26 protein-coding genes are annotated in these 25,477 nt (G+C 35.1%); 3 read left to right on the top strand and 23 right to left on the bottom strand.

What is annotated here, in order from left to right:
• Window positions 1-17 precede the first annotated feature (17 nt).
• From nuoL to AC07XU_RS06525, 21 genes are all read right to left on the bottom strand, one after another.
• Window positions 18-1,919, bottom strand: coding sequence for an NADH-quinone oxidoreductase subunit L (gene nuoL / locus AC07XU_RS06625; protein WP_494942831.1), 1,902 nt, complete (start codon window positions 1,917-1,919; stop codon window positions 18-20).
• Window positions 1,920-1,930: 11 nt separating this feature from the next.
• Window positions 1,931-2,260 carry an NADH-quinone oxidoreductase subunit NuoK gene (nuoK, locus tag AC07XU_RS06620; RefSeq protein WP_494942830.1) on the bottom strand — a complete coding sequence of 110 codons (330 nt, stop codon included), beginning with the start codon at window positions 2,258-2,260 and terminating at the stop codon, window positions 1,931-1,933.
• Window positions 2,253-2,759, bottom strand: a complete 507-nt coding sequence (locus AC07XU_RS06615; RefSeq protein WP_494942829.1) for an NADH-quinone oxidoreductase subunit J family protein — start codon at window positions 2,757-2,759, stop codon at window positions 2,253-2,255. The genes nuoK and AC07XU_RS06615 overlap by 8 nt, the downstream gene beginning before the upstream one ends.
• 96 nt (window positions 2,760-2,855) lie before the next feature.
• Complete coding sequence (locus AC07XU_RS06610; RefSeq protein WP_494942828.1) at window positions 2,856-3,353, bottom strand: NuoI/complex I 23 kDa subunit family protein; 498 nt, start codon at window positions 3,351-3,353, stop codon at window positions 2,856-2,858.
• Between the two features lie 9 nt (window positions 3,354-3,362).
• Window positions 3,363-4,397, bottom strand: a complete 1,035-nt coding sequence (gene nuoH, locus AC07XU_RS06605; RefSeq protein WP_494942827.1) for an NADH-quinone oxidoreductase subunit NuoH — start codon at window positions 4,395-4,397, stop codon at window positions 3,363-3,365.
• Complete coding sequence (locus AC07XU_RS06600; protein ID WP_494942826.1) at window positions 4,397-5,407, bottom strand: NADH-quinone oxidoreductase subunit G; 1,011 nt, start codon at window positions 5,405-5,407, stop codon at window positions 4,397-4,399. The genes nuoH and AC07XU_RS06600 overlap by 1 nt, the downstream gene beginning before the upstream one ends.
• Before the next feature lie 2 nt (window positions 5,408-5,409).
• Window positions 5,410-6,786 carry an NADH-quinone oxidoreductase subunit NuoF gene (gene nuoF / locus AC07XU_RS06595; protein WP_494942825.1) on the bottom strand — a complete coding sequence of 459 codons (1,377 nt, stop codon included), beginning with the start codon at window positions 6,784-6,786 and terminating at the stop codon, window positions 5,410-5,412.
• Window positions 6,786-7,298, bottom strand: a complete 513-nt coding sequence (locus AC07XU_RS06590; RefSeq protein ID WP_494942824.1) for an NADH-quinone oxidoreductase subunit NuoE family protein — start codon at window positions 7,296-7,298, stop codon at window positions 6,786-6,788. The genes nuoF and AC07XU_RS06590 overlap by 1 nt, the downstream gene beginning before the upstream one ends.
• Window positions 7,291-8,505 carry an NADH-quinone oxidoreductase subunit D gene (locus tag AC07XU_RS06585; protein ID WP_494942823.1) on the bottom strand — a complete coding sequence of 405 codons (1,215 nt, stop codon included), beginning with the start codon at window positions 8,503-8,505 and terminating at the stop codon, window positions 7,291-7,293. Before AC07XU_RS06585 ends, AC07XU_RS06590 begins: the two co-directional genes overlap by 8 nt.
• 6 nt (window positions 8,506-8,511) lie before the next feature.
• Window positions 8,512-9,012 (bottom strand): NADH-quinone oxidoreductase subunit C, encoded by a 501-nt coding sequence (locus AC07XU_RS06580; RefSeq protein ID WP_494942822.1) that lies wholly within the window; start codon window positions 9,010-9,012, stop codon window positions 8,512-8,514.
• Window positions 9,012-9,554 (bottom strand): NADH-quinone oxidoreductase subunit B, encoded by a 543-nt coding sequence (locus AC07XU_RS06575; protein WP_494942821.1) that lies wholly within the window; start codon window positions 9,552-9,554, stop codon window positions 9,012-9,014. The genes AC07XU_RS06580 and AC07XU_RS06575 overlap by 1 nt, the downstream gene beginning before the upstream one ends.
• Before the next feature lie 170 nt (window positions 9,555-9,724).
• Window positions 9,725-10,096, bottom strand: a complete 372-nt coding sequence (locus AC07XU_RS06570) for an NADH-quinone oxidoreductase subunit A (protein ID WP_494942820.1) — start codon at window positions 10,094-10,096, stop codon at window positions 9,725-9,727.
• Between the two features lie 75 nt (window positions 10,097-10,171).
• Window positions 10,172-11,884, bottom strand: coding sequence for a tetratricopeptide repeat protein (locus AC07XU_RS06565; protein ID WP_494942819.1), 1,713 nt, complete (start codon window positions 11,882-11,884; stop codon window positions 10,172-10,174).
• Between the two features lie 94 nt (window positions 11,885-11,978).
• The gene (locus AC07XU_RS06560; RefSeq protein ID WP_494942818.1) at window positions 11,979-12,875 is read right to left on the bottom strand and encodes a substrate-binding domain-containing protein; all 897 of its coding nucleotides are present in this window, start codon (window positions 12,873-12,875) and stop codon (window positions 11,979-11,981) included.
• Between the two features lie 247 nt (window positions 12,876-13,122).
• Window positions 13,123-13,944, bottom strand: a complete 822-nt coding sequence (locus AC07XU_RS06555) for an energy transducer TonB (protein ID WP_494942817.1) — start codon at window positions 13,942-13,944, stop codon at window positions 13,123-13,125.
• A gap of 30 nt (window positions 13,945-13,974) precedes the next feature.
• The gene (locus AC07XU_RS06550) at window positions 13,975-14,523 is read right to left on the bottom strand and encodes an ExbD/TolR family protein (protein ID WP_494942816.1); all 549 of its coding nucleotides are present in this window, start codon (window positions 14,521-14,523) and stop codon (window positions 13,975-13,977) included.
• A gap of 10 nt (window positions 14,524-14,533) precedes the next feature.
• The gene (locus tag AC07XU_RS06545) at window positions 14,534-15,151 is read right to left on the bottom strand and encodes a biopolymer transporter ExbD (protein WP_494942815.1); all 618 of its coding nucleotides are present in this window, start codon (window positions 15,149-15,151) and stop codon (window positions 14,534-14,536) included.
• An 84-nt stretch (window positions 15,152-15,235) separates the two neighbouring features.
• The gene (locus AC07XU_RS06540) at window positions 15,236-16,069 is read right to left on the bottom strand and encodes a MotA/TolQ/ExbB proton channel family protein (protein ID WP_494942814.1); all 834 of its coding nucleotides are present in this window, start codon (window positions 16,067-16,069) and stop codon (window positions 15,236-15,238) included.
• Window positions 16,070-16,362: 293 nt separating this feature from the next.
• Window positions 16,363-17,967: a phosphoenolpyruvate carboxykinase (ATP) gene (gene pckA, locus AC07XU_RS06535; RefSeq protein ID WP_494942813.1), complete on the bottom strand. Its 1,605-nt coding sequence runs from the start codon at window positions 17,965-17,967 to the stop codon at window positions 16,363-16,365.
• Between the two features lie 133 nt (window positions 17,968-18,100).
• Window positions 18,101-18,457, bottom strand: a complete 357-nt coding sequence (locus AC07XU_RS06530; protein WP_494942812.1) for a translation initiation factor — start codon at window positions 18,455-18,457, stop codon at window positions 18,101-18,103.
• A gap of 15 nt (window positions 18,458-18,472) precedes the next feature.
• Complete coding sequence (locus AC07XU_RS06525; RefSeq protein ID WP_494942811.1) at window positions 18,473-19,351, bottom strand: diacylglycerol/lipid kinase family protein; 879 nt, start codon at window positions 19,349-19,351, stop codon at window positions 18,473-18,475.
• A gap of 221 nt (window positions 19,352-19,572) precedes the next feature.
• Between AC07XU_RS06525 and metK the strand changes: the two genes are divergently transcribed.
• Window positions 19,573-20,823, top strand: coding sequence for a methionine adenosyltransferase (metK, locus tag AC07XU_RS06520; RefSeq protein WP_494942810.1), 1,251 nt, complete (start codon window positions 19,573-19,575; stop codon window positions 20,821-20,823).
• A 56-nt stretch (window positions 20,824-20,879) separates the two neighbouring features.
• On the opposite strand, the gene AC07XU_RS06515 is transcribed toward metK, so the two are convergent.
• Window positions 20,880-22,100 (bottom strand): carboxypeptidase-like regulatory domain-containing protein, encoded by a 1,221-nt coding sequence (locus AC07XU_RS06515; protein ID WP_494942809.1) that lies wholly within the window; start codon window positions 22,098-22,100, stop codon window positions 20,880-20,882.
• Window positions 22,078-22,656 carry an RNA polymerase sigma factor gene (locus AC07XU_RS06510; protein WP_494942808.1) on the bottom strand — a complete coding sequence of 193 codons (579 nt, stop codon included), beginning with the start codon at window positions 22,654-22,656 and terminating at the stop codon, window positions 22,078-22,080. Before AC07XU_RS06510 ends, AC07XU_RS06515 begins: the two co-directional genes overlap by 23 nt.
• A gap of 162 nt (window positions 22,657-22,818) precedes the next feature.
• Between AC07XU_RS06510 and AC07XU_RS06505 the strand changes: the two genes are divergently transcribed.
• Window positions 22,819-23,556 carry a DUF4197 domain-containing protein gene (locus tag AC07XU_RS06505; protein WP_494942807.1) on the top strand — a complete coding sequence of 246 codons (738 nt, stop codon included), beginning with the start codon at window positions 22,819-22,821 and terminating at the stop codon, window positions 23,554-23,556.
• Window positions 23,557-24,142: 586 nt separating this feature from the next.
• Complete coding sequence (locus tag AC07XU_RS06500) at window positions 24,143-25,363, top strand: DEAD/DEAH box helicase (protein WP_494942806.1); 1,221 nt, start codon at window positions 24,143-24,145, stop codon at window positions 25,361-25,363.
• Window positions 25,364-25,477: the final 114 nt, after the last annotated feature.

Below are 25,477 nucleotides of genomic sequence, written 5' to 3'. Positions count from 1 at the left end.
TATATTTGTTGAACCGATTAAGCGATAGATAAAAAAGTATACAATAACAAAGCGACGATACCAAATACCATCATAAAAATATAGAAGCCCACGTTACCCGATTGTAGTAAACGTAAACCTTTACTTCCTTCGGTAGCTGTCCAGCCTAAGCCATTAACTAAACCATCAATTAATTTTTTATCGATAATTCGATAGAAAAATTTAGAGAAAGCATCTAATGGCTTTCTAATGATCGCATCATAAATTTCATCTAGATAAAACTTATGATATGATAATTTAGCTAACGTAGAACGATGAGCTTCATCGGCAACTGGTACATGCGCATTTTTAACGTATCTACTGTAAGCAAAAATTAATGCAACAACTGCTGCTAGAACCGATACCCCCATTAAAGCATACTCTGTTGAGTGATCTAAAGTTAAGGCATGATGTTTAATACCTGCTCCTTCTAACCAATGCGCTAACCATTCATTGCCACCAAAAACAGCTGGAATATTAATTAACCCACCAATTGCAGCCAATACCGCTAACACGATTAATGGTAATGTCATTGTACTTGGCGATTCATGTACTTTTTCTTCAGCATGATGTGTTCCTCGGTATTCGCCAAAGAAAGTTAAAAACATCATTCTGAACATGTAAAAAGCAGTTAAGAACGCGGTTAACAAACCTATTGCCCAAAGCACTTTATTCTCTTGATATGCATGAGCTAAAATTTCATCCTTAGAGAAGAAACCTGAGAAAGGTGGCAAACCAGCAATGGCAATTGTACCAATCATCATGGTAGCAAAAGTAGTTTTCAATTTAGCTTTTAATCCACCCATGTGACGCATATCTTGTTCATGATGCATGGCATGGATTACAGAACCTGCTCCTAAGAATAACAACGCTTTAAAAAATGCGTGGGTTAAAACATGGAAAAATGATCCTGTATAAGCACCAACTCCTAAACCTAAAAACATGTATCCCAATTGTGAAACAGTTGAATAAGCCAATACTTTTTTAATGTCTGTTTGGGTTAAAGCGATAATTGCTGCAATTAATGCTGTAGCTGTACCCACAATTGCTATTACTGTTTGTGTATCTGGCGCTAAATCAAATAAAACGCTAGAACGGGCAATCATATAAATACCAGCTGTTACCATTGTTGCAGCATGTATTAATGCAGAAACTGGTGTCGGACCAGCCATTGCATCTGGTAACCATGTAAATAATGGCAATTGTGCCGATTTGCCACAAGCCCCTACAAATAGTAAAATGGTAATCAATGTGATCATTCCAGCTCCAGGCATCATTGAAGCAGCCTGAGGGAAAATTTTTGCAAATTCTACACTTCCAAAAGTATCGAAGATTAAAAACACACCTAAAAGGAAGCCTAAATCTCCTATTCTGTTCATTACAAATGCTTTTTTTGCAGCACTTGCATAACTGCTATTTGTAAACCAAAAACCGATTAACAGATAAGAACATAAACCAACACCTTCCCATCCAATAAACATTACGATGTAGTTTGAGCCTAAAACCAATATCAACATAAAGAAGATAAACAGGTTTAAGTAAGCAAAGAATTTAGCAAAACCAGCATCATCATGCATATATCCTACAGAGTAGATATGAATTAAAAATCCAACTCCTGTGATGATCAACAGCATTATTGCACTTAGCGGATCATACAAAAACGAAAGTGGGATATGTAAATTCGCTACACTGATCCAATCAAAAAGCTCAACAGGAAATTGTTTTTGAGCGCTACCACTCAACTCAAAAAACATAATTACACTTAATACAAAAGAAGCTAAAATTACACCACTGCCGATTAAACCAACAAGGCTTTTGCTTAACGTATTTCTGCCTAGGCCATTAATTACAAAGCCTAAAAGCGGAAGCAAGGGAATTAACCAAAGTAAACTATTTATCATCTTCTATATAATTACCACTTAAGGCGATTTAACACATTAATATCTATTGATTGCGTATTTCTGTAAACCATTACAATAATGGCCAAACCTACTGCAACTTCAGCAGCTGCTAAAGCCATAATAAAAAATACAAAAACTTGTCCTGATGGATCGTTATGATGTACCGAAAAAGCTGTTAACAATAAGTTTACAGAATTTAACATCAATTCTACCGACATAAAGATCACAATTGCATTTCTACGGGTTAAAACCCCTATTACACCAATTGTAAAAATAATTGAACATAACCAAATGTAATGGTTAAGCGGAACAGCTTGCATGCTTGAAGTTAAATTATCCATTCGCTTTTTCTTCTTTTTTAGTTAGTAATACTGCTCCAACCATTGCAACTAGCAATAAAATTGATGACAATTCAAATGGCAACATAAAGGGCCCAAATAATTCTTTACCCAAGTTTTTAACTAAACCCAAATTTGGATCTTTTAAGACTAGAGGACTGTTAATAGCTACCGCTTTTAATGAACCAACTAAGGTTACAATCAAACATCCGCCAGCAATTACTCCTAAAATCTTTACAAATGCAGTTTTATTTGGTTCGTTCTCTTTATTCAAGTTTAAAAGCATCAATACAAACAGGAATAATACCATAATTGCACCCATGTAAACGATGAAATTTACGACAGCTAAAAACTGTGCATTTAATAGCACATAGTGAACTGTAAATGTAAAAAAAGTGAGTATTAAGTATAAAACACTGTGAATTGGATTCTTCGAAAAGATAACCATCAGTGAAAATATGATGCTTAATGTTGCTACGAAATAGAATACTGATGTACCCATTAATTTTATTTTTGTTTAGTTTATTATTATCAACTGTCATGCTGAGCTTGTCGAAGCACGTTAATAGAGATTCTTCGCTACGCTCTGAATGACAAATTATTTCTTCAATGGAGCTTCTACCAACTTATCTTTTCCGTAAATAAAATCTTTACGCAAATAATCAGAAGGAACTATTGGCCCATCTAAATAAATTGCTTCTTTCGGACAAGCCTCTTCGCACAAACCACAGAAAATGCAACGCAACATGTTTATTTCGTAAACTGCAGCATATTTCTCTTCACGGTACAATGCTTTTTCTTCTGGCTTACGTTCAGCAGCAATCATGGTAATTGCTTCTGCAGGGCATGATAATGCACATAGACCACAAGCCGTACAACGCTCTTTACCTTCTTCGTCTCTTTTTAAAGAGTGCATTCCTCTCCAGTTGATAGAAAATTCTCTTTCAACTTCAGGATATCTGATGGTAGAACTTTTCTTAAAAAAGTGGCTCATTGTAGTAACTAAACCTTTTCCAATTGCAGGCAAGTACATGCGTTCTGCAAAGTTTAATGGTTTTTGTTCTAGTACTTTTTTCTTATTACTTAATGATTCCATGTGTGCTCCTTAAAATTTAATTACTGCGATTACAATACCCGTAATTATAATATTAGCTATAGCCAAAGGGATTAAAACTTTCCATCCTAAATTCATCAATTGATCATAACGGAAACGAGGGATTGTCCATCGTACCCACATAAAGAAAAAGATAAATAAGAATATTTTCAAAAACAATACTGCTGTTCCAATTAGTGGTGCGGCAACTGGACCAACATGGGCTGCTACCCAATCCATACCAGGATAATTATAGCCACCAAAATATAAAGTTGCCATTACTGCAGATGAAACAAACATGTTAATGTATTCTGCAAATAAATAAAAACCTAACTTCATTGATGAATACTCAGTATGGTATCCACCGATTAACTCAGTTTCACACTCAGGTAAATCGAATGGTGCACGGTTGGTCTCAGCAAAAGAACAAACCATAAATATTAAAAATCCAAGTGGTTGATATAAGACATTCCATCTCCAACCATGTTGACCTTCAACGATTTCTCTTAAACTTAAAGTGTTTGTTAACAAAAGCAATGCGATAATTGATAAACCCATTGCAACTTCGTAACTGATATTTTGAGATGCTGCTCTAATTGCACTCAATAAAGAGTATTTGTTATTCGAAGCCCAACCGCCAATCATCACGCCATAAACACCTAAAGAAACTACACCAAAAATATACAATACCCCAACGTTAATATCGGTTACTTGTAAAGGGATAATCCTTCCATCAATATTCAAATCTTGCCCCCAAGGAATGACTGCTGTACCAATGCAAGCACAAAGCATAGCCAAACCAGGACCAACCATAAATAACCATTTACTAGAATTTGCTGGCACAATTTCTTCTTTCATAAACATTTTTACACCATCTGCTAATGGTTGTAAAATACCAAATGGACCAGCTCTATCTGGACCCAAACGATCTTGCAAAAACGCTGCTACTTTTCGCTCTGCATATGTAGAATACATCGCAATTAGTAAGCTTATGGCAAATAAAACAGTTACCAGTGCAATTTTTTCTATTACAAAACTTATTTCCATTAGAATTTACTGGTTTTTTCTAGTTCAACTTTATTTGCTTGCTGCAAAGCAGGATTATCTTTAATAACTGGCAAAGGCTTAAATGTTTCGTAATGGTTTGAAGCAATTACAGAAGTGTCTGGAATGTGAGTTGGATGCTCAATTGTCCAATCTGAAGTTGCTTTTTTATCAAAACGGCATTCGTTACAAATAAATTCTTCTACTTCGCCAAACTGATCTTTACGAGCAGTTACACGTAAAACATCTTCACCTTTGTACCAAAGTGTTACTTTACCATTACATTTTTCATGTGTACAATTTCTATGCGCATCAACAGGCTTAGTAAACCAAACTCTGTTTTTAAATCTAAATGTTTTATCAGTTAACGCTCCTACCGGACAAACATCAATTACGTTTCCAGAGAAATCGTTATCAACTGCAGTTTGTATGTAAGTAGAAATCTCTGAGTGATCACCACGGTTTAAAATACCATGAACACGTTTGTTGGTAATTTGATCTGCAGTGAAAACACAACGATAGCATAAAATACAACGGTTCATGTGTAGCTGAATTTTATCGCCAATATCAATTCTCTCGAAAGTACGGCGTTCAAATTCGTATCTGGTTTTTTGCAAGCCGTGTTCGTAACCTAGATCTTGTAAATCACATTCACCAGCCTGATCGCAAACTGGGCAATCTAACGGGTGATTAATCAACAAAATCTCAACAACACCACTTCTTGCTTCTAAAACTTCTGGCGATGTAATGTTTTGCACTTCCATACCATCCATCACTGTTGTACGGCAAGATGCAACCAATTTTGGCATAGGGCGAGGATCTTTTTCAGAACCTTTGGTTACTTTAACAATACAAGTACGGCATTTACCACCACTACCCTCTAATTTAGAGTAATAGCACATTGCAGGTGGAACAATATCACCCCCAATTTGCCTAGCAGCATTAAGAATACTTGTACCCGGTGCAACTTCTACCGTGATCCCATCTATGGTAACTTTCATTAAATCAGCCATGATTAAGAATTATCCTGTTTAACTTCTTCAACTTTTTTCTCTATCGGAACAGCGTAATTGGCTAGGCCGTAATTACTGCTTAAGCTTTTTACTGGCTCTTTTACGTGCCATTCAAACTCATCTCTAAAATGTCTAATCGCACTTGCAACTGGCCAAGCCGCTGCATCGCCCAACGGACAAATTGTATTTCCTTCTATCTTTTTAGACACATCAACTAACAAGTCTATATCACTCATTTTTCCGTGTCCGTATTCTAATCTGTGTAATACTTTTTCTAACCAACCTGTTCCTTCGCGGCAAGGTGAGCATTGTCCGCAACTTTCATGGTGATAGAAACGGGCAAAATTCCAAGTATTTCTAACAATACATTGATCCTCATCAAAGGCGATGAAACCACCAGAGCCTAACATTGTACCAGTTGCAAAACCACCTTCAGACAAAGACTCATAACTCATTAAACGAGGTTCGCCATTCGCATATTTTAAAGTTAAGTTTGCTGGTAAAATTGGCACAGATGAACCTCCAGCTACTGTAGCTTTTAGTCTTTTGCCATTTGCAATACCACCACAATATTCATCAGAATAAATAAATTCTTCAACTGGCAAACCTAATTCAATTTCATAAACTCCAGGTTTTACCAAATTACCAGAGGCTGATATCAATTTAGTACCTGTACTTCTACCGATACCAACTTTTGCATATTCATCTCCCCCATCGTTAATAATTGGCACAACAGCAGCAATAGATTCAACATTATTTACCACCGTTGGACAACCATATAAACCAGCGATAGCCGGAAAAGGTGGTTTAATACGAGGATTACCTCTTTTACCTTCTAATGACTCTAACAATGCAGTTTCTTCACCGCAAATATAAGCACCACCACCTGGCTGTACATAAAGCTCTAAATCGTAACCAGAACCTAATATATTTTTACCTAAAAATCCAGCAGCTTTAGCTTCAGCAATTGCTTTTTCTAAAATGCGAATTTGAGGCATCATTTCTCCACGAACGTAGATATAAGAGGTGTTAGCTCCAAGTGCAAAACTCGAAACAATCATTCCTTCAATTAATGCATGAGGAATGTGGGTCATCAAATACCTGTCTTTAAATGTTCCAGGCTCAGACTCATCAGCGTTGCATACCAAATAACGTGCAACACCTTCTGGCTTTGCCAAAAAACTCCATTTCATCCCTGTAGGGAAACCTGCACCACCACGACCGCGTAAGCCTGATTTCTTAACTTCTTCCACCACTTCATCAGGTGTTAAAGTCTTAAGGGCTTTTTCTACGGCACGGTAACCACCTTTTTGGCGATATACCTCTAAGGTGTTAATGCCTGGTACGTTAATATGTTCTAGTAATAGTTTACGTCCCATTATTTTTTGCGTAAATCGTCTATCAATTGATCAACCGATTGCTCGGTTAAGTTCTCATAGAAAGTATATTCTGGACCAATTTGTAATACAGGAGCATAGCCACAAGCTGCTAAACATTCAACACCTCTCCAGCTAAATAAGCCGTCTGCAGTAACTTCACCTTCTTTTACACCAAGTTTATGCTCAATATGATCCATTATTTTTTCTGCACCAACTAAGCAACAAGGTCCGGTGCGACAAACTTCCAATACATATTTTCCTTTCGGTTGTAAAAAGTACATACTATAAAAAGAAGCAACTTCATACACTTCAATTGGCTCAATATTTAAGTATTCAGCAACTTTATCCATTCCAGCAACGCTAGTCCAACCAAATTCTGCCTGTACCAAATGTAAAATTGGCAGCAAAGCTGATTTCTGTTTCCCAGCAGGATAACGGCTAACAATCTCGTCAAACTTCTCTACCAAAGCCGACGAAAATTCTACAGGTTGTTGTTCTTCTACTTTAAGCATCTAATTCTCCTGCAATAATATTCATGCTACTCATGTTAATGATGGCATCTGATAACAACATACCTTCACTCATTTTTGCAAACATCGAATAATTAATAAAACTTGGTCTTCTAAAGTGTAAACGATAAGGAGTTCTGCCTCCATCATTAATTAAATAAAATCCAAGTTCTCCATTACCACCTTCTACAGCGTGGTAAACTTCTGCTTTTGGTGCATCAATTTCGCCCATCACAATTTTAAAGTGAAAGATTAATGCTTCCATATTGTTGTAAACTTCTTCTTTTCCTGGCAAGTAAAATTCAGGCACATCTGCATGGAAAATTCCTTTTCGCTCGGCCTTAATTTTTTCTAATGCTTGCTCAATAATGCGAACACTTTGCCACATTTCTTCGTTACGAACCAAATAACGATCGTAAATATCACCACTTGTACCTACCGGGATTTCAAAATCAAAATCCTGATAAGATGAATAGGGCTCGCTAGTACGAACATCATAATCAACTCCTGTTGCACGTAAAAGTGGGCCAGTCCAACCGAAACTTAACGCATTTTCTTGAGTTACTTCGGCAACGCCTGCAGTACGATCAACAAAAATACGGTTACGATTTAATAAGCTTTCGAATTCTTTTAAAGCAACTGGAAACTCTTTCAAGAATTTGTTAATCTTCGCAAAAGCGATATCATTAAAGTCTCTTTCTAAACCACCAATACGACCAATATTTGTAGTTAAACGAGCACCACAAACCTCTTCGTAAATTTCGTAAATATGCTCTCTAAACTGAAATAAATAAAGGAATGTTGTAGTTGCACCAGTATCTTGAGCAATAATTGTGTTGCAAATGATATGGTCGGCTATTCTAGATAATTCCATGATGATAACGCGTAAATAATCTACACGTTTAGGAATTTGAATATTTAATAACTTTTCAACCGTCATGTGCCATCCCATATTATTAATTGGCGATGAACAATAATTTAAACGGTCTGTTAATGGTGTAATCTGATAAAATGGACGATGTTCAGCAATTTTTTCAAATGCTCTATGGATGTATCCAATAGTTGAAACACCGCTTACAATACGCTCGCCATCTAGTTGCAAAACGTTTTGAAAAACACCGTGTGTTGCAGGGTGAGTTGGACCTAAATTTAAGGTTACCAATTCGCTCTGAGGATCATTATCTGTATATACTGGTTGATTGTGCTTCATATAGGTTTATCTACCAAAGTATTCGTCTTTTTTATCAACTCTGTTTGGATCTTCTAAAGGATATTGTTTTAACATCGGATGAACGCCTAATTCATCCATGTTCAATATTCTTCTTAAATCTGGGTGACCCTCAAACTTAACTCCAAAGAAATCGTAAGTTTCTCTCTCCATCCAATTTGCAGCATTCCACAAAGTGGATGCGGTAGGAATAGTAGGGTCGTTCTCTTTTAGAAAAACCTTAATCCTTACCCTTACTCCACTTACCATGCTATGTACATGATATACTACCGCAATCTGATTAGTTTCTGGGTAATGAACAGCTGTAATATCAGTTAAGAAGTTAAAATCAATTTTACCATTTTCTTTTATAAAAGATAAAACATCAATAATTCTATCCTTAGTTGTAGAAAATGTTAGCAATCCATAAGGTTCGGTAACATCAAAAAGTTGCTCGCCAAATTTTTCGCCAAGCAAATCAATAATTTCTGTATTCGTTGCTTTTGCCATTAATCTATTCCGTAAGAAGCTAACATTTCTTTATACTGATCAGAGTGTCTTCTTCTGCTCGATTCATTTTTTACCAATTCTTGGATTTTTCCAAAACCATCCAAAATTGCTTCTGGACGTGGAGGGCAACCCGGAACATAAACATCTACCGGAATAATTTCATCAATACCCTGCAAAACAGAATAGGTATCAAAAATACCTCCGCTTGATGCGCAAGCACCTACAGCAATTACCCAACGAGGTTCGGCCATTTGTAAATAAACCTGCTTTAGAACCGGACCCATTTTTTTTGCGATGGTGCCCATTACCATTAACAAATCTGCCTGACGTGGAGAAAAACTTAGTCTTTCTGATCCAAAACGACCGAAATCGTAATGAGAACCCATGGTTGCCATGAATTCGATACCACAACAAGAAGTTGCAAATGGCAAAGGCCATAACGAATGTGAACGTGCCAAACCTACAACCTTATCTAAGGAAGTAGCAAAAAAGCCTGAGCCTTCTATTCCTGGCGGAGCATCTACTATATTGATTTCACTCATGTCTTAAACAAAAAATGCTCATCCTATTATACAGAATGAGCAACAAATTTACAATATTTTAAAAGCAATTAGATTAATCGATTGGCATTTAGAACCTTTCTAAATAAAAGAATTTTCAACTTGCCAATTGATAAAGGTTTGATAACTAAAAACTGAATACAGATAACTGACTATGCCCAGTCTAATGCTTTTTTCTTGATGATATAAATAAAACCTAATAGTAAGGCACCCATAAAAATGAACATCTCAATTACACCATTCCAACCTAATTCTTTAAAATTTACTGCCCAAGGATACATGAAAATAACCTCTACATCAAACAAAACGAATAAAATAGCGACTAAGAAATACTTGATAGAAAATGGTTGACGAGCATTACCTACAGACTTAACACCTGCTTCGAATGTTGTTAACTTATCTTTTGTTTTGCGGCGTGGACCTAAAAAGTGTGTTGCTACCAAGGTTACAACAACAAAGCCTAAAGCAACAATTACTTGAAATATGATAGGTAAAAAATCTTGAGCTGTACTTGTAGTTTCCATGTATATTATTTTAGGCAAAATTAAAAGAAAAAGGCAGGATTACAAACCCTGCCTTCTATTTAATTTATATGAGAATTACTTACCACCAGTTTTAGCAGGACTTGACAGAACTTTTAAGTTCTCAGTTGCATTTGCATTAGCCGGATCAAGTGATAAAGTTTTGTTGAAATATTCTTTAGCTTTAGCTACATCTGTTAAAGCAGCATAAGAACCTAAATTATTATAAGCTTCAATTAGACCAGCTTTTGAATTTACCGCCTGGTCTGGTTTTTTTACAGTTACAAGTTCTACATATTGCTCATAAAACGGAACCATTAAACCTTTTAAAGCATCTTTGTTATCAAGGTTATCTAATTGTCTATTAGCTCTTGCCCTGTCTAAATATGCACCTGCATACTCTGGAGCTAATTTATTAACTCTAGCAAAAGCTGAGTCGGCATTAACTAAAAGCTCTCTTCTTAAAGGTCTGTTTGCACTTACGTCTGCCGCATAGTTAAAATAGTTAGCTCTACCTAAGTAATAAAGATTAGTGACTAAACTAGGGCTAGCAGAGTTAGCATTAACTACAGTGTTGAAAACTTCAATAGCCTTATCGTAATTTTTGGTTGAATAATACTTTAATCCCATAGCTGCTAAAGTATCAACTCTTGTCGAGTCTAATTTTACAGCTTTCGTGATGTTCATTAACGCTAAACTATCATTACCTGTATTTTTTTGTGCTAATCCTAAGTAAAGATAATCTGAACCTACAATACGTGCAGTATCCTGAGTTCTTGCAAACAATTCATTCATGTACTGAACACCTTTAGCATAATCTTTATTCTCAACTGCCGAATAACCTTGCATACGTTTCACAACAAAGTTTTTAGGATTATTTGCATCAGGTGCTGTTAAGGTAGCAACTTCCTGACCCAATGTAGCAAAATCATTGGCATAAACTAAGAATTGCGCATAACGTAAACGAGAGTCAAAAGATTTATCAGTTAAATCTAAATATTTTCTCATGTTGGTTAATGCATCTGTTCTTTTAGCAACACCATTTTTTGGATCTTGGTAAGACCACTGTAACAATAACTCAGCGTACTCACGGTAAGCTGGGCCGTAATTTGGGTCAGCTTCAATTACCTTTTTTAATTCAGTTTCTGCCTCTGGAAATGCATATGCACCTCTATACATGCTAGCAATTTGAACGTTTGCACGATATAAAGTAGGATTAATGTCTAATGCTCTTAAAAACAAAGGATAAGCCTCAGTATTTTTCTTTTGCATAGCATAAAAATCTGCAAGTGCCAAGAAAGTTTCAGGATCTTTATCTTTAGAGTCTAATTCGTCTGCCTTAGTTAAATTAGGCAAAGCTGCTGTATAATCTGGTTTTTCTTGTGCTAGGTAAGCTTTACCAATTTCTAAGTAAGTTTGATAATTTTTTGCACCAAAAGACAAAGCTTTATCAAAATTTGTTTTAGCATTTGTTGCATTATTTGATTGCAAATCTGCATGCCCTAAACCCACATAGTTTAATGGATTTTTAGGGTCTGCGGTTGTACCACTTGTAAAAGTAGCTCTCGCTGAGTCAATCTCGTCTGATAATAAATAAACAGTACCAAGATTAAAATAATTATCTCCTTCTTTTGCATTACTTGCAACCAATGTTTTAAGCATTGAAGTAGCCTTTTGATACTGCTCGGCATCTATCGCCTTTTTAGCATCGGCTAAACTTTGAGCAAATGAGGCAGCACCCATCATTACTAAACCTAAACTTAAGGTTATTGTTTTCTTAATCGTTTTCATCGTCTTCATTTGTTTTAATCGAAAATAACTTTTCCTGTGCTTATTATTGGTTCTGCATCAGCAATGTTCTTCTTCTTAGTTGAAATGTTAATTTTTAGTTCGTTTTTCTTAAATTAAAGTCTCTTGACACCATCTTATGAGGACCTAGTCCTGATTTGAGTACAATTAACTGACCACGTGGGCTACATAACCAATTTGCAAATCCTGTGCCTAAACCATTGTTACCTGTCGCATTAATTACATAAACATTACGCAAAAGCGGATAAACACCATTGATAAGGTTGTTCTGGGTTGGTTTATAATATGAATCATTAACCTTTTTACCTTTAACACTCATCAACTTAACTTTAGGCAAATATGACACGATGTCATTATTATTCTCTAATAGCCAGTTTATTCCTACAACACCAATGTAATCTTTATTCTCTGCAACGAATTTGATAACGTCATTATTGTTGTTTAAAGTATAAACACCACTTTTAGGAAGCGTTTTTACTTTAGCCGAATCTAAGAAATATCTTACAGTACTAGAATAGGCATTATCAAAAACTAATTTTTTACTATTTGTTGAAGTGCCCTTCATGATGTTAAATACTTCATCAACGGTTACATTAGTATCAATATTTGATGAATTGGTTATTAATGCAATTCCATCCACGGCAAATCTATCTACATAAATAGGTGTTTGTCTTTGCTTGTAATAATTTTCTTCGGCAGGTTTTAACATTCTAGAAAGGATAATTAATTTTACCTTACCATTTAAAAATGCAGGTATAATCTTATTCTCGTTTCCTAAAGTTGTTTTAACCTTAGCATCAGGATAGTCTCCTTCAAATACTTCAATTTGATCATCTAGTATACGAGCAAACGACTCATCTACCAAAAGCTCTGCAGTACCTGCAGTTCGTGTTTGTGAATTATCATCGGTTTTAACTTTTCTTTTGCAAGAAATTAAAACGCATAAAACCATAATTAGTGTAATGTATCTCATTTACTATGTATCTTTTTGATTCATTATTCTGCCAAATCTAATTGCCGAATAAACTACAAGAACGATGGCAAAAGCGATCCTGTATTTTGTTGGAAATTTATCCGGATCTAAATTTAGCATATCGCTAAAGAACACTAATATGATTCCAATTGATAAAAAAATCAAAATCATGAAAAGCCCTAAAATAAACAGAAATCGCTGTTGAGGCGATTTCTGTTTAAATTGATTCAAACTAAACATCTATGTGTTATTGTTGTAAGTTGAATTTAATTGGAATGTTATATTTCACACGTACTGGCTTACCATTTTGCATACCAGGATTCCATCTTTTACTTAATCTTAATACCCTTAAAGCTTCCTCATCGGTACCGTAACCAAGTTTTCTATCTACTTTTGCATCAGTAATTGATCCATCTTTTTCTACTGTAAAAGATACGAACACGTTACCTGAGATATTATTCTCAGCAGCCATAGGTGGATATTTAATATTCTTACCTAAGTACTCATAGAATTTCTCCATACCACCTGGATAATTTGGTGGGTTTTCCATACTTACGAAATTATATACAGTATTATCCTCTACTATAGCGGCTTGTTTTGGTCCTTCACCAGCAGCTGCAATCTGAACGATTTCTGCCGTTGGGTCACCTTCAATTGTTTTCTGACCAGGATCTGCCTTCTTCAAATCTTCCATTTTTGGTGGTTCTTCATCACGAACCTCATTATCTGGTTTTACAATTGGAGGAGGGAATTTAATCTGATCCTGTTTTGGAGGTGGTGGCTCTACCGGTGGTGGAGTTTTAACTTCCGGGTCAATTGGTGGCGGCGATTGCATTACCACTTCAACCACTTTTTCTGGCGGTGGTTCTGGCAACATACCTGAGATCAAGGCGTAAATTTTTGGCGCCATAAAAATTAGGATAAACACTATCGATGTAAAAAACAACGATTTTGTAGTATTTGAACCATTATTTTGGCGAAGAACATAAGCACCATATTCTTTGTTCTTCTTTGCAAAAACAACATCAAGCCATTCTCTTTTTAATAAATCTATCTTAGATCCAAACATTGCTTTGTTATTTAAATTTGTTAATACTAATTAGTAAATTCCACCCTGTTGCATGGCCTGAATTTCACTATCTAATAAGTGTTTAGGATCATCATCAATTGCCGGAGCACTAATGTTGGTTTTTGTAATATTCAACTCATCCATTACATCTACAAAGTTTTTATAAGTAGATCCTTTAGCCGGTTTAACAATTACAATGATATCCTTACCACCGAATGTATCTTTTACTAATTGTTTATTCTTTAATAATGAACTTCTCAAATCTCTAAAACCTTCAATTGTAGGAGTAGATTTTCCAGCTTCACCCATATACCAAGCAACTTTATTGTCTTTACCCAACAAAATAGTCATGGTTTGTGATGCTCTTAATTCAAGTTTATTATCATCATTTTTTTCATCCTTATCAGGCTTTGCAATATCCATTGCTAGCGGTTTAGATAAAGATGTAGTTAACATAAAGAACGTAATTAACAAGAAAGCTAAATCAACCATCGCGGTTAAATCCACTTTCGTAGACTGTTTTTTACTTCTTACTTTTTTTCCTTTAGCTCCGCCCCCGGAGGTATCTAATTCTGCCATGGCTTATATTTTATTTAACAGCTTCGGCTGATGTGATTAAACTAAATTTGTTCACTTTTTGACTTTGAAGCACATCAACTATTTTTCTAACAGTTTCATACTCTTCTTCTGCATCACCTTTAATACTGATACGCATATCAACTTGGTGTAATTCTGCAGTTGCACGACGAGCTTGCTCAATCCACTTGAAAAGCTGGTTAGTTTTTGTACTGTCTACTGGGATCCCGTTAAATTGTTTCTCAAATTTAGTACGTTCATCACCAGACATGTTAATGTACTGCTTTAAGTTTTCAATTGGCACTGTTACAACTGGCATAACCATGAAACGCTTTTTTTCTAATTCGTTAAAGGTTAAGCTATATTGCTCTGCCATTTTTTCTAAGGTCAATCTCTTTACATCTTGACCAACAATTTCCATGAATACTTTTCCTTTTCCGATAGATAAGATCGAGATATCTCTATCTGGAACTTTAAATGCTACCGTAGAAGAAGGAATGCTAATATCAAGAGGATCTGGTTGACGTGCTGTTGCTGTTAAGATAAAGAATGTTAACAACAAGAAAGACACATCACACATCGCCGTCATATCAATAGCCGTACTCTTTCTTTGAACTTTTGCTCTTGGCATAATATAAAAATTATAATATTTTAATTAATGATGTTAATTTTTCCGGTTTTCCATAAAGCCGGTAAAAAAAAATTAAAATAATTTTTATTTATGAGTACTTGCATAAGTTTGGATGATACTGAAACCAGCCTCATCGATAGCGTAAGTTAACTTGTCAATTTTAGAAGTTAATACGTTATACATGATAATTGCTAATGTAGAAGTACCGATACCAGTTGCAGTACACATTAACGCTTCAGAAATACCTACCGCTAATGCTGCTTGATCTGGAGCACCAGAGTTAGCTAAACCAGCGAAGGCCTTGATCATACCTGTTACTGTACCTAACAAACCTGTTAATGTACCGATTGATACTAATGTTGCGATTACAGTTAAGTTTTGTTCTAACATTGGCATCTCTAAAGTTGTAGCTTCTTCGATATCTTTTTGGATAGCTAAACATTTTTGGTCAGTATCCATATTAGCTTCAACTTCCATCTCTCTGTATTTTTTTAAACCAGATTTGATTACGTTTGCTACAGAACCTTCTTGTTTATCGCATTCTGCAGTTGCAGCTTCGATGTTGTTTGTGTTTAAATAACCTTGGATTTTTTTGATGAAAGTATCTAACCCGCCTTTTCCTGTTGCTTTACCAATTACAATTAAACGCTCTACTGAGAAAACGATTACCATTAAAAGTAAGCCTATTAATATTGCTACAATTGGACCACCTTTATAAGCCATACCAGCATAGTTACCTTGTTTAGGAAGGTTTTCTTTGTTGTTATCGATAAAGTTGCTAGCATCTCCTAATAAAAAGATGAAGATACATACTCCAATAGCTATACAAATTGGAATAACTAAAGTAGCGAATAAATTTGAAGCTGATGACGAAGAGCTTTCTTTTTTAACTGTTGTTGGTTTTGGTGCGTTTGCCATTTTTTTTTAGTTTTTAGTTTTAGTACTTGTTTTTAAACTTTAGATAAAATTAGTTAAAATATTTAATAGTATTACACACAACGTTTCTTCAAACTAAATGTTGCGTTAACAAATTTATAAATTGATTTTAAATTACAAATTAAATAATCGTTACACAATTAATTCGTTACGTTCAACACTTTTTCAAATGCGCTGGGTATATAACTAAAAAAAGATTGCCTATTGTTTAGACAATCTTCCACAATTAAAACTAAAAAATTAATTAAAAGCAAATTTTAAGCAAAAAAAATACTTTAAATCGCATTTTCCACAACTTTTGGTAGTGCATTTAGTATTTGTTCATCAGCTATATCTGCAAATTGTTTAAAGTTGTTGATAAAAGCCTGAGCCAATTCGCTTGCTTTTTGGTCATATGCGTGCATATCTCCCCATGTATTTCGAGGATTTAATATTTCTGAAGGAACATTTTTGCAATTTATCGGCATCAACAACCCAAAAATTGGATGCTCAATAAAATTTTCATCTGCTAAACTACCGTCTAATGCAGCTGTAATCATTGCTCTCGTGTAACTTAATTTCATTCTATTTCCGGTACCATAAGGTCCTCCACTCCATCCGGTATTAACCAGCCAAACATTTACGTTATGCTTCTTCATTTTATCGCCTAATAGTTTTGCATACTTAGCAGGATGCAATGGTAAAAATGCTTTGCCGAAACAAGCCGAAAATGTTAATTGAGGCTCTGTTACACCTGCTTCTGTACCTGCAACTTTAGCGGTATAGCCAGAAATGAAATGAAACATAGCCTGACTTGGTGTTAATTTTGATATTGGCGGAAGTACGCCAAATGCATCGGCGGTTAAGAAAAAGATATTTTTGGGGCCCTCTGCTACAGAAGGTTCTAAGGCATTTGAAATATAGTTGATCGGATAAGCTACCCTAGTATTTTCAGTTTTTTCGATATTAGAAAAATCAACATTACGTGTAAATGGAAAATAGTTAGTGTTTTCTAAAAGTGAACCAAATTTTATCGCTTCAAATATTTGAGGTTCCTTTTCGGCAGTTAGATCAACACATTTTGCATAACATCCGCCCTCAAAATTAAATACTGAGTTTTCACCCCATCCATGTTCATCATCACCAATTAAGGCTCTCTGCGGATCTGCAGATAACGTTGTCTTTCCTGTTCCCGATAACCCGAAAAAGATAGCAGTATCACCATCAACACCTACATTTGCTGAACAATGCATTGATAAAGTATTTTTTTGTTCAGGTAATATGAAGTTTAAAACAGAAAAAATTCCTTTTTTAATTTCACCAGTGTAAGCTGTTCCTCCAATCAAAATCATTTTTTTTGAGAAATTGATAACCGAGAAATTAGGTTGTCTTGTGCCGTCTGTAGCCGGATTAGCTAAAAAAGATGGCGCTGCAATAATAGTCCACTCTGGTTTAGCAGTTAGTTCTTGGTCATTGAACCTTAAAAATAAATTATTAGCAAAAAGATTTTGAAAGGCATGTTCAGTAACAACTCTAATGGTTGTTTTATAATTTTCATCCGCACAAGCATAAGCATCACGAACGTAAATTTGCTTTGTGCTTAAATGGGTTGTAATTTTTTCGAATAATGAATCAAAATGTATTGGTGTTATTTTTATATTGATATCGCCCCACCAAACTGCATTTTCTGTAACTTCATCGCAAACGATGAAACGATCTTTTGGAGAACGACCGGTAAATTTACCAGTATCAACCGCTAATGCGCCACTATCTGCTAAAGTTCCTTCGCCATTTTTCAAGGCCTCTTCAACTAATTCGGGTACACTAAGTTGGTACTTAACTGTTTTAGCACTCAAATTTAAATAACTTAAATCTGGCTGCGTTACATTCATACTGCTCATATATTTGGTTTAATATGCTGCAAAGCTAAGCAGATATTAACGCAAAAAACATCATTTTTGAGGAAAAATTTTACTTATTGTGGCAAATACACTAACAGTTAATTAATTGAAATACAGATGATTAATATACTATTTAACCGCCAGATTTTTTTACTTTGAAGCCTTCTTTTTGTAGCATTAAAATCACTTTATCTCTAAAATCACCTTGAATTAAAATTTCGTTATCTTTAGCTGCGCCACCAACACCACATTTAGTTTTTAGCATTTTAGCCAATACTTGCAAATCGTCATCACTACCTCTAAAACCGGTTATTAAGGTAACTGCTTTACCGCCTCTATTTTTTCTATCTAGCGTTACGCGTAAATCTTGCTGGTTATTTGGTAATTTTTCATCAGTAGATAGTGTATCATCTTGATATTCGAAAGTTGGATCTGTAGAATACATTATTCCACCAAAATCATTTATAACTTTTTTCTTTGGGTTTTTCATCACTATACGAATTTTCTACTTTGTAATAATTGTTAAGGCTGCCGGCATTACCTCTATTTCAATTTTTTGCCCCATTATAAAGGGCTCACCATCAAGGTGGATAGAATCTTCTGCTTGGCGTGTTATTGTAATTTTTTTTCCTCTAATAATTTCTACCATATCATGCTGATCTGTGGTTTTACGAATCATTTGGTAAGCTAAAATAGGCAATTTATATAGGGGGAATGGTTTTACAATACATAAATCCAATAATCCGTCTGTTAAAGATGATTTTGGAGAGATGTGAACATTATTTCCATATTGAGAAGAATTTGCAACACTTATTACGTAAGCTTTTCTTTCTAAATATTTTCCATCTATCTCAATTTGATAGTTTTGAGGTTTGTAAGAATTCATTTCCTTTAAAAACATTTCAATATATCCTTTTAAACCTCTCCCCTTTTTACCCGCAAAAACAGAACTGATGTGTGCATCGAAACCCATCCCTGCCATGTTAAAGAAATAACGGTTATTAAGTTTAGCAGCATCTATTACCTGGGTATTAAATGTATTGATAACCTGGATGGCTTTTTTGGTATCCATAGGTATTTTCAGATACCTTGCTAAGCCATTACCCGAACCAAAAGGAATAATGCCAAGGGTTTTGTTTAGCTTCATTACAATAGGTGCAACTTCATTAATAGTTCCGTCTCCACCAACTGCAACTATGATATCGAAATTCTTGTTAGCAGCCTCTTCGGCAATTTCTGATGCATGGCCTATATACTCCGTAAAGCTAAAATTAGCATTAAATTTATCTTTATCTAGATAGATATCTATTACCGAAGGTATCTTATACTTTTTTTTACCGCCAGAAATCGGATTGATAATAAATAAAATGTTTGCCTTTAACAATTTGCCTTGATTTATGAATTCACAAAATAATCGATATTTTTTGACTATTAATAATATATATAGTAATTTTGCAGCGTTAAAGTGGACTGATTTGCGTTGCTATTGAATTATAGCTGGATTGCAACCACGTAAAAAAAAGTGCTAACCTTACAACACTTCCTTTTACCGCCTGTTTTTAGGATCAGATTGCATTTTAATTATCATTAAATTAAATATTTAAAATGTCATATTTATTTACATCAGAATCTGTTTCAGAAGGTCACCCTGATAAAATTGCAGATCAAATCTCAGACGCACTAATTGATAATTTCTTAGCGTTCGATACCGAATCAAAGGTGGCTTGCGAAACTTTGGTAACTACCGGACAAGTAATTTTAGCTGGTGAGGTAAAATCGAAAACTTACTTAGATGTACAGCAAATTGCTAGAGATGTAATCAAAAAAATTGGTTACACTAAAAGCGAATACATGTTTGAGGCTAACTCTTGCGGAATTTTATCTGCTATACATGAGCAATCTCAAGACATTAACCAAGGTGTAGATAGAACTACTAAAGAAGAGCAAGGTGCTGGCGACCAAGGTATGATGTTTGGTTACGCAACTAATGAAACCGATGACTATATGCCTTTGGCTTTAGATCTTTCGCACAAATTATTGCAAGAACTTGCTGTATTAAGACGTGAAAATAATGAAATTACTTATTTACGTCCTGATGCAAAATCTCAAGTTACTTTAGAATATGATGATAACAATAAACCAGTTCGTATTGATGCCATTGTAATTTCTACTCAACATGATGATTTTGATGAAGAAGGCAAAATGTTAGCTAAAATTAAGCAAGATTTAGTAAGCATTCTTATTCCAAGAATTATTAAAAACAATCCGCAATATGCGCATTTGTTTAACGATAAAATTCAGTACCACATTAACCCTACTGGTAAATTTGTAATTGGTGGCCCACATGGCGATACAGGTTTAACTGGAAGAAAAATCATTGTTGATACTTACGGAGGTAAAGGTGCTCATGGTGGTGGTGCGTTTTCAGGTAAAGATCCAAGTAAGGTAGATAGAAGTGCGGCTTATGCTACACGTCATATAGCTAAAAATTTAGTAGCTGCTGGCCTAGCTGATGAAATTTTAGTTCAGGTTTCTTACGCTATAGGTGTTGCAAAACCAATGGGTATTTACATTAACACTTATGGAACGGGTAAAGTAAATAAAACCGACGGCGAGATTGCTAGAATTGTAGAAGATCTTTTTGATATGCGTCCGTATTTTATTGAGCAACGTTTAAAATTAAGAAACCCAATTTACAGCGAAACTGCTGCTTATGGACACATGGGACGTAAGCCTGAAACAGTTACTAAAACTTTTAGAACCCCAAATGGCGAAGAAAAAACAGTTACTGTAGAATTATTTACTTGGGAGAAATTAGACTTTGTAGAGAAAGTAAAATCTGCTTTTGATTTATAATTTAACCTAAACATAAATAAAAAAGGGATGTGCAAAATTTGTACATCCCTTTTTGTTTAAAAGCTAAATTTAATTTGGCCTAAATTTGCAGTATTAGGTAAAAAAATCCATTTAGGGCCATCTTTTAGCAAGCGGATAGCTTCTTTATCTTTCGCTTTATCTGCTGATTGAATAACTTTTATCGAGCTAACTGAGCCATCCTTTTTAATTGAAAAACTAAGTTCTATTTCAGTTTTTGCTGTTGTAAGTTTTAAAAATTTATGATTGGCTTTTAAATATTTTTGATAATTATCCCATCCGCCCAATGGTGAAACATTATTTTTTGAGGCAACGATTGTAATTAAAGAATTTTTATTAACCTCTAAAATAACATTAACAGGCTGATTAGATTTTGCACCTACTTCTGTTGTAGAAAAGCCAGAAAAACCTACTGTTAATTTTTGGTTTTGTGAACTATCTGCTACTAATTTAAATTCTCCATTTCTATCTGTTGTAGTTCCTCTATCAGCGCCTTCTAATCTTACAATGGCACCTTGTATAGGCATGCCCGTATCCTTCGAAACTACCTTACCCGTAAACTGACCTGGCATAATTCCTTCGGCTTTGCTAGGTAAAGCTGTTACCGCGGCCCTTGTTTGTACTTGTTTCTTTTCTTTAGATACCGTAATTTCTTCTAACTCTTGATTAGCAGCTTTTTGCTCGGCTATACGAGACGCAACAGGTGCACTGGCTACAATTGGCTGATCAGTTGCAGCAACAATTGGAGCATTTTTAATCAATTCAGTCTTATCCGCTTCTTTTTTTGGGATTGATTTAGCAATAATTGGTTTTGCAACAATAGTTTCCTCGGTAATAACAGAATTTGTATCTGTTTTTTCTTTAGCAACTTGTGGAGCAATCGTAACATCCACCTTTTTAGATTCATTTGCAGCTAGCATTTGTTGTCGCTTGCTACCTTTCATCCAAAATAAAATACATACCGCAATAAAAAGTACTGCAGCAGCAGAAGCAATGCTCAAACGTTGAGATGTAATTGCCCACCTTTTCTTTACAATTGGTTTTTGCGCAATTCGTTCTGCCAGTTGTTTCTGTAAAAGCGATAATGTTTGCGTTCTTTTGGGCGATTGACTTAAACCAGCCAGAGCCTCGGCCACGAATGGATCTTCGAGCGAAAGTTTTTCAACTCGGTGCATAGCTTTGGCATCAAGTTTACCATCAAGGTAATCTTCTAACACATCAATATCTAACCACTCGTTATAGCTCACTGTTTTTTTCAATACAAATTTTTAAATTCCTCTTCCCGTTCTGGATATAACTTTTTACTTTAAGCATATCATAACCCGTTATATCGGCTACTTCCTTATAACACTTTTCTTGCAAATAAAATAAATCTACACTTCTCCTTTGCTCTTCAGTTAAGGTTTCCATGCATTTTTCCATTATGGTTAATTGCGTTTCTTTTGTATCGTCGATATCAAGATGCACAAAATCTCCATTTTCCACAAAATTATCTTCCATGGCTACTGTCGGGTTTTTTGCCGACTTGCGTAAGGCCATTAAACAATGGTTTCGAGACAATACATGCAGCCAACTTTTAAAGTTTTGCACCTGATGAACTTTAAGTTTCACCACCAATTCTTCAAAAATTTGCATTACAGCATCTTTGCTCTGCTCCTCATCTTTAAAGTAATTAAAACAAACACCAAACACCAAATGCATATATTTATTGTAAAGCGTACCTAACAATCCTAAATCGCCACTTTTTTGATAAGCGGCAATGAGCGTAAGATCGTCTTGCTCATTTATTTTAGAGCTGTTCTTTATAAACTTCAAAATTCGGTAATCGGCTAAATGTTCTTCAAGTATAAAAAATATTTTTTGATAAGACGTGGCAAAAGCTCGATAATGTTAAAATAGCTCAAGCTTAAATTAGTGGCAGCAGATTTGCGTATAATTGTATTAGGAAATTTAAACCTCAATAAAATTAAAACACAGATGAATAGAATTGGATTATATTTTAGCGCTTTTGCCTTGATTTGTTTAAGCAGTTGCGATGTTCAAAGTCAGAACACGATTGGCAATATTTTAAAGCAAATACCAGCTGGCGGCACACCAACAAGCTTAGAAATTGGACAAGGAATTAAACAGGCTTTAGAAATTGGCACTTCACAAGGTGCGGCTAAACTATCGGCAAAGGATGGTTTTTTTGGCAACATGGCAGTTAAAATTCTCTTCCCTACTGAAGCACAAAAAGTAGAAAAAACACTACGAAGTGTAGGTTTAAATTCTCTTGCAGATAATGTGATTTTAAGCATCAATCGTGCAGCAGAAGATGCAGCAAAAGAAGCAAAGCCGATTTTTGTAGCTGCAATTAAACAAATGACCATTACTGATGCAACAAACATTCTTTTAGGTAATAAAGATGCCGCAACACAATATTTTAAAAGAGTTACTACAGCAGAGCTGATGCAAAAATTCTCTCCAGTTATTACCAATAGCTTGAGCAAAGTTGGCGCAACACGATATTGGACTGATGCTGCCACCGCATACAATAAAGTACCTTTTGTAAAACCTGTTAATACAGATTTATCTAATTATGTTGCTCAGAAAGCAATTGAAGGCATGTTTATACAAGTTGCACAAGAAGAGTTAAAAATTAGAGATAACATTAGCGCTAGAAGTACCGGCTTATTGCAAAAGGTATTCGGTTATGCTGATACGAAAAAGAGATAAATTATAAAGATAAATCGGAGGCTCCGTCATTCCCGCATATGCGAGAATCATAAAATAGCTAATAACCTGAGGAGTTCGATTAATAAATACTTGTTTATGCCATTAATATACTTTAAGCTAACACGGTCGTCACCCTGAATTTATTTCAGGGTCTTTATTGCATGAAAGATGCTGAAATAAATTCAGCATGACGGGATGGCTAAGTATAGATGCAATAGAACAAGATTTTAAAAAATTAATAATAATCGAAATAAGGTTAATATTCTCCTTAGTCATCCGATGAAACTTATAAAGCTGTAATATTCATCGGATAAAAAAACTTTATCAATAGCATGATTTGTGTTTTTTTGGCATTTGGTAAGAATACGTGGTTACTTAAACAAGCGTAAGTTAACTAAACCTGATTTAACGGAAATACTTTTACCAGGGATGGAAAGGAGCAATTGGGGCTAAAAGATTGGAGTGAGAGCAGGACTAACATTAATAAAAGTTGTGAAATTGCTTTTCAAATCCATTAACTTAAATACGTAATTTGCTTTTACTCGTAAATTAAGGTAATTTACACCATTATTTACAAGACAACATATTGGATTTCAAAGATTTTAATTTTAACCCCGAACTTTTAGAGGGTTTATTGGCAATGGGTTTTAAAAACGCTACGCCTATACAACAACAGGCAATTCCGCTAATTTTAGCTCATAAAGATTTAATTGCCTGTGCCCAAACGGGTACCGGAAAAACTGGCGCTTTTTTATTGCCTATTATGAATATGCTAACGGCAGATGATGATAGACATAACACCACTTTAATTTTAACACCAACGCGTGAACTCGCACAACAGATTGATTTACAGGTTGAAGCGCTTTCATATTTTACTAACATTAGTTCGTTAACGGTTTTTGGCGGTGGCGATGGCATTGCTTACGAACAACAAAAGCGCTCGATGCGTGAAGGAGTAGATATTATCATTGCAACTCCGGGAAGATTGATTGCTCATCTTTCATCGGGTGTGTTGAAAATGGATAAACTAAAATATTTGGTTTTAGATGAGGCAGACCGAATGCTGGATATGGGCTTTTACGAAGACATCATGAAAATTGTTGGATATTTGCCTAAAGAACGCCAAACGGTAATGTTTTCGGCTACAATGCCACCAAAAATTAGGACGCTGGCTGCTAAATTATTAAACGAACCTGAAAATATTAGTTTGGCCATTTCTAAACCTGCTGAAGGAATTAACCAGCAAGTTTATATGGTGCATGATGAGCAAAAAGTGCCTTTACTAACCGAAATTTTAAAACCAGCAACTTACAAACGTATTATTGTTTTTGCAGGGCGAAAAGAAAAGGTAAAAGAGCTTGGTAAGGTTTTTAAAAAATTAGGTCAGAAAGTTGCTGCTTTTCATAGCGATTTGGAGCAAAAGGAACGTGAAGCAATTATGCTAGATTTTAAAAATAGCAAGCTTGATGTTTTGATTGGTACTGATGTTTTAAGTAGAGGTATTGATGTTACGGGAATTGATTTGGTGATCAACTTTGATGCGCCTCAAGACCCAGAAGATTATATCCATAGAATTGGTAGAACGGCTAGAGCTGCCACAACCGGAACTGCAATTACTTTTGTGAACAACAAAGACAAACGCAAATTGGCCAATATTGAGAAATTAATTGAGCGCCAAATAGATCGTATCGCTTTGCCAGAACATTTAGGCGAAGCGCCGAAAGAAGGTGTTGTTGATGTAGAGAAAAAACCTCATGTTAAGAAAAGAAAGTTTTTTAAAAAGAAGCCTAAACCTAGTGTTGGGTGATTGATATTAAAATTTTGGTTTGTGGAGACACGAACCAAGGCAATAAATTTCGGCAGGTGAGACACCAGCCGATAGGTAAAGTTCTAAAGTTGAAGATTTAGATTGATTGGGTTA

The organism is Pedobacter sp. GW456-11-11-14-TSB4 (genome assembly GCF_059424425.1).
This window is presented reverse-complemented; position numbering and strand designations above follow the sequence as displayed.

Excerpts from the sequence above, each read along its gene's own strand:
- AC07XU_RS06615 (WP_494942829.1), bottom strand. The coding sequence starts at position 2,759 with ATGGGTACATCAGTATTCTATTTCGTAGCAACATTAAGCATCATATTT.
- nuoK (WP_494942830.1), bottom strand. The coding sequence starts at position 2,260 with ATGGATAATTTAACTTCAAGCATGCAAGCTGTTCCGCTTAACCATTAC.
- AC07XU_RS06575 (WP_494942821.1), bottom strand. The coding sequence starts at position 9,554 with ATGAGTGAAATCAATATAGTAGATGCTCCGCCAGGAATAGAAGGCTCA.
- AC07XU_RS06600 (WP_494942826.1), bottom strand. The coding sequence starts at position 5,407 with ATGGCTGATTTAATGAAAGTTACCATAGATGGGATCACGGTAGAAGTT.
- AC07XU_RS06555 (WP_494942817.1), bottom strand. The coding sequence starts at position 13,944 with ATGTTTGGATCTAAGATAGATTTATTAAAAAGAGAATGGCTTGATGTT.
- AC07XU_RS06505 (WP_494942807.1), top strand. The coding sequence starts at position 22,819 with ATGAATAGAATTGGATTATATTTTAGCGCTTTTGCCTTGATTTGTTTA.
- AC07XU_RS06610 (WP_494942828.1), bottom strand. The coding sequence starts at position 3,353 with ATGGAATCATTAAGTAATAAGAAAAAAGTACTAGAACAAAAACCATTA.
- nuoL (WP_494942831.1), bottom strand. The coding sequence starts at position 1,919 with ATGATAAATAGTTTACTTTGGTTAATTCCCTTGCTTCCGCTTTTAGGC.
- nuoF (WP_494942825.1), bottom strand. The coding sequence starts at position 6,786 with ATGGGACGTAAACTATTACTAGAACATATTAACGTACCAGGCATTAAC.
- AC07XU_RS06560 (WP_494942818.1), bottom strand. The coding sequence starts at position 12,875 with ATGAGATACATTACACTAATTATGGTTTTATGCGTTTTAATTTCTTGC.
- AC07XU_RS06590 (WP_494942824.1), bottom strand. The coding sequence starts at position 7,298 with ATGCTTAAAGTAGAAGAACAACAACCTGTAGAATTTTCGTCGGCTTTG.
- nuoH (WP_494942827.1), bottom strand. The coding sequence starts at position 4,397 with ATGGAAATAAGTTTTGTAATAGAAAAAATTGCACTGGTAACTGTTTTA.
- AC07XU_RS06545 (WP_494942815.1), bottom strand. The coding sequence starts at position 15,151 with ATGCCAAGAGCAAAAGTTCAAAGAAAGAGTACGGCTATTGATATGACG.
- AC07XU_RS06585 (WP_494942823.1), bottom strand. The coding sequence starts at position 8,505 with ATGAAGCACAATCAACCAGTATATACAGATAATGATCCTCAGAGCGAA.
- AC07XU_RS06530 (WP_494942812.1), bottom strand. The coding sequence starts at position 18,457 with ATGAAAAACCCAAAGAAAAAAGTTATAAATGATTTTGGTGGAATAATG.
- AC07XU_RS06580 (WP_494942822.1), bottom strand. The coding sequence starts at position 9,012 with ATGGCAAAAGCAACGAATACAGAAATTATTGATTTGCTTGGCGAAAAA.
- pckA (WP_494942813.1), bottom strand. The coding sequence starts at position 17,967 with ATGAGCAGTATGAATGTAACGCAGCCAGATTTAAGTTATTTAAATTTG.
- AC07XU_RS06570 (WP_494942820.1), bottom strand. The coding sequence starts at position 10,096 with ATGGAAACTACAAGTACAGCTCAAGATTTTTTACCTATCATATTTCAA.
- AC07XU_RS06540 (WP_494942814.1), bottom strand. The coding sequence starts at position 16,069 with ATGGCAAACGCACCAAAACCAACAACAGTTAAAAAAGAAAGCTCTTCG.
- AC07XU_RS06550 (WP_494942816.1), bottom strand. The coding sequence starts at position 14,523 with ATGGCAGAATTAGATACCTCCGGGGGCGGAGCTAAAGGAAAAAAAGTA.
- metK (WP_494942810.1), top strand. The coding sequence starts at position 19,573 with ATGTCATATTTATTTACATCAGAATCTGTTTCAGAAGGTCACCCTGAT.
- AC07XU_RS06565 (WP_494942819.1), bottom strand. The coding sequence starts at position 11,884 with ATGAAAACGATTAAGAAAACAATAACCTTAAGTTTAGGTTTAGTAATG.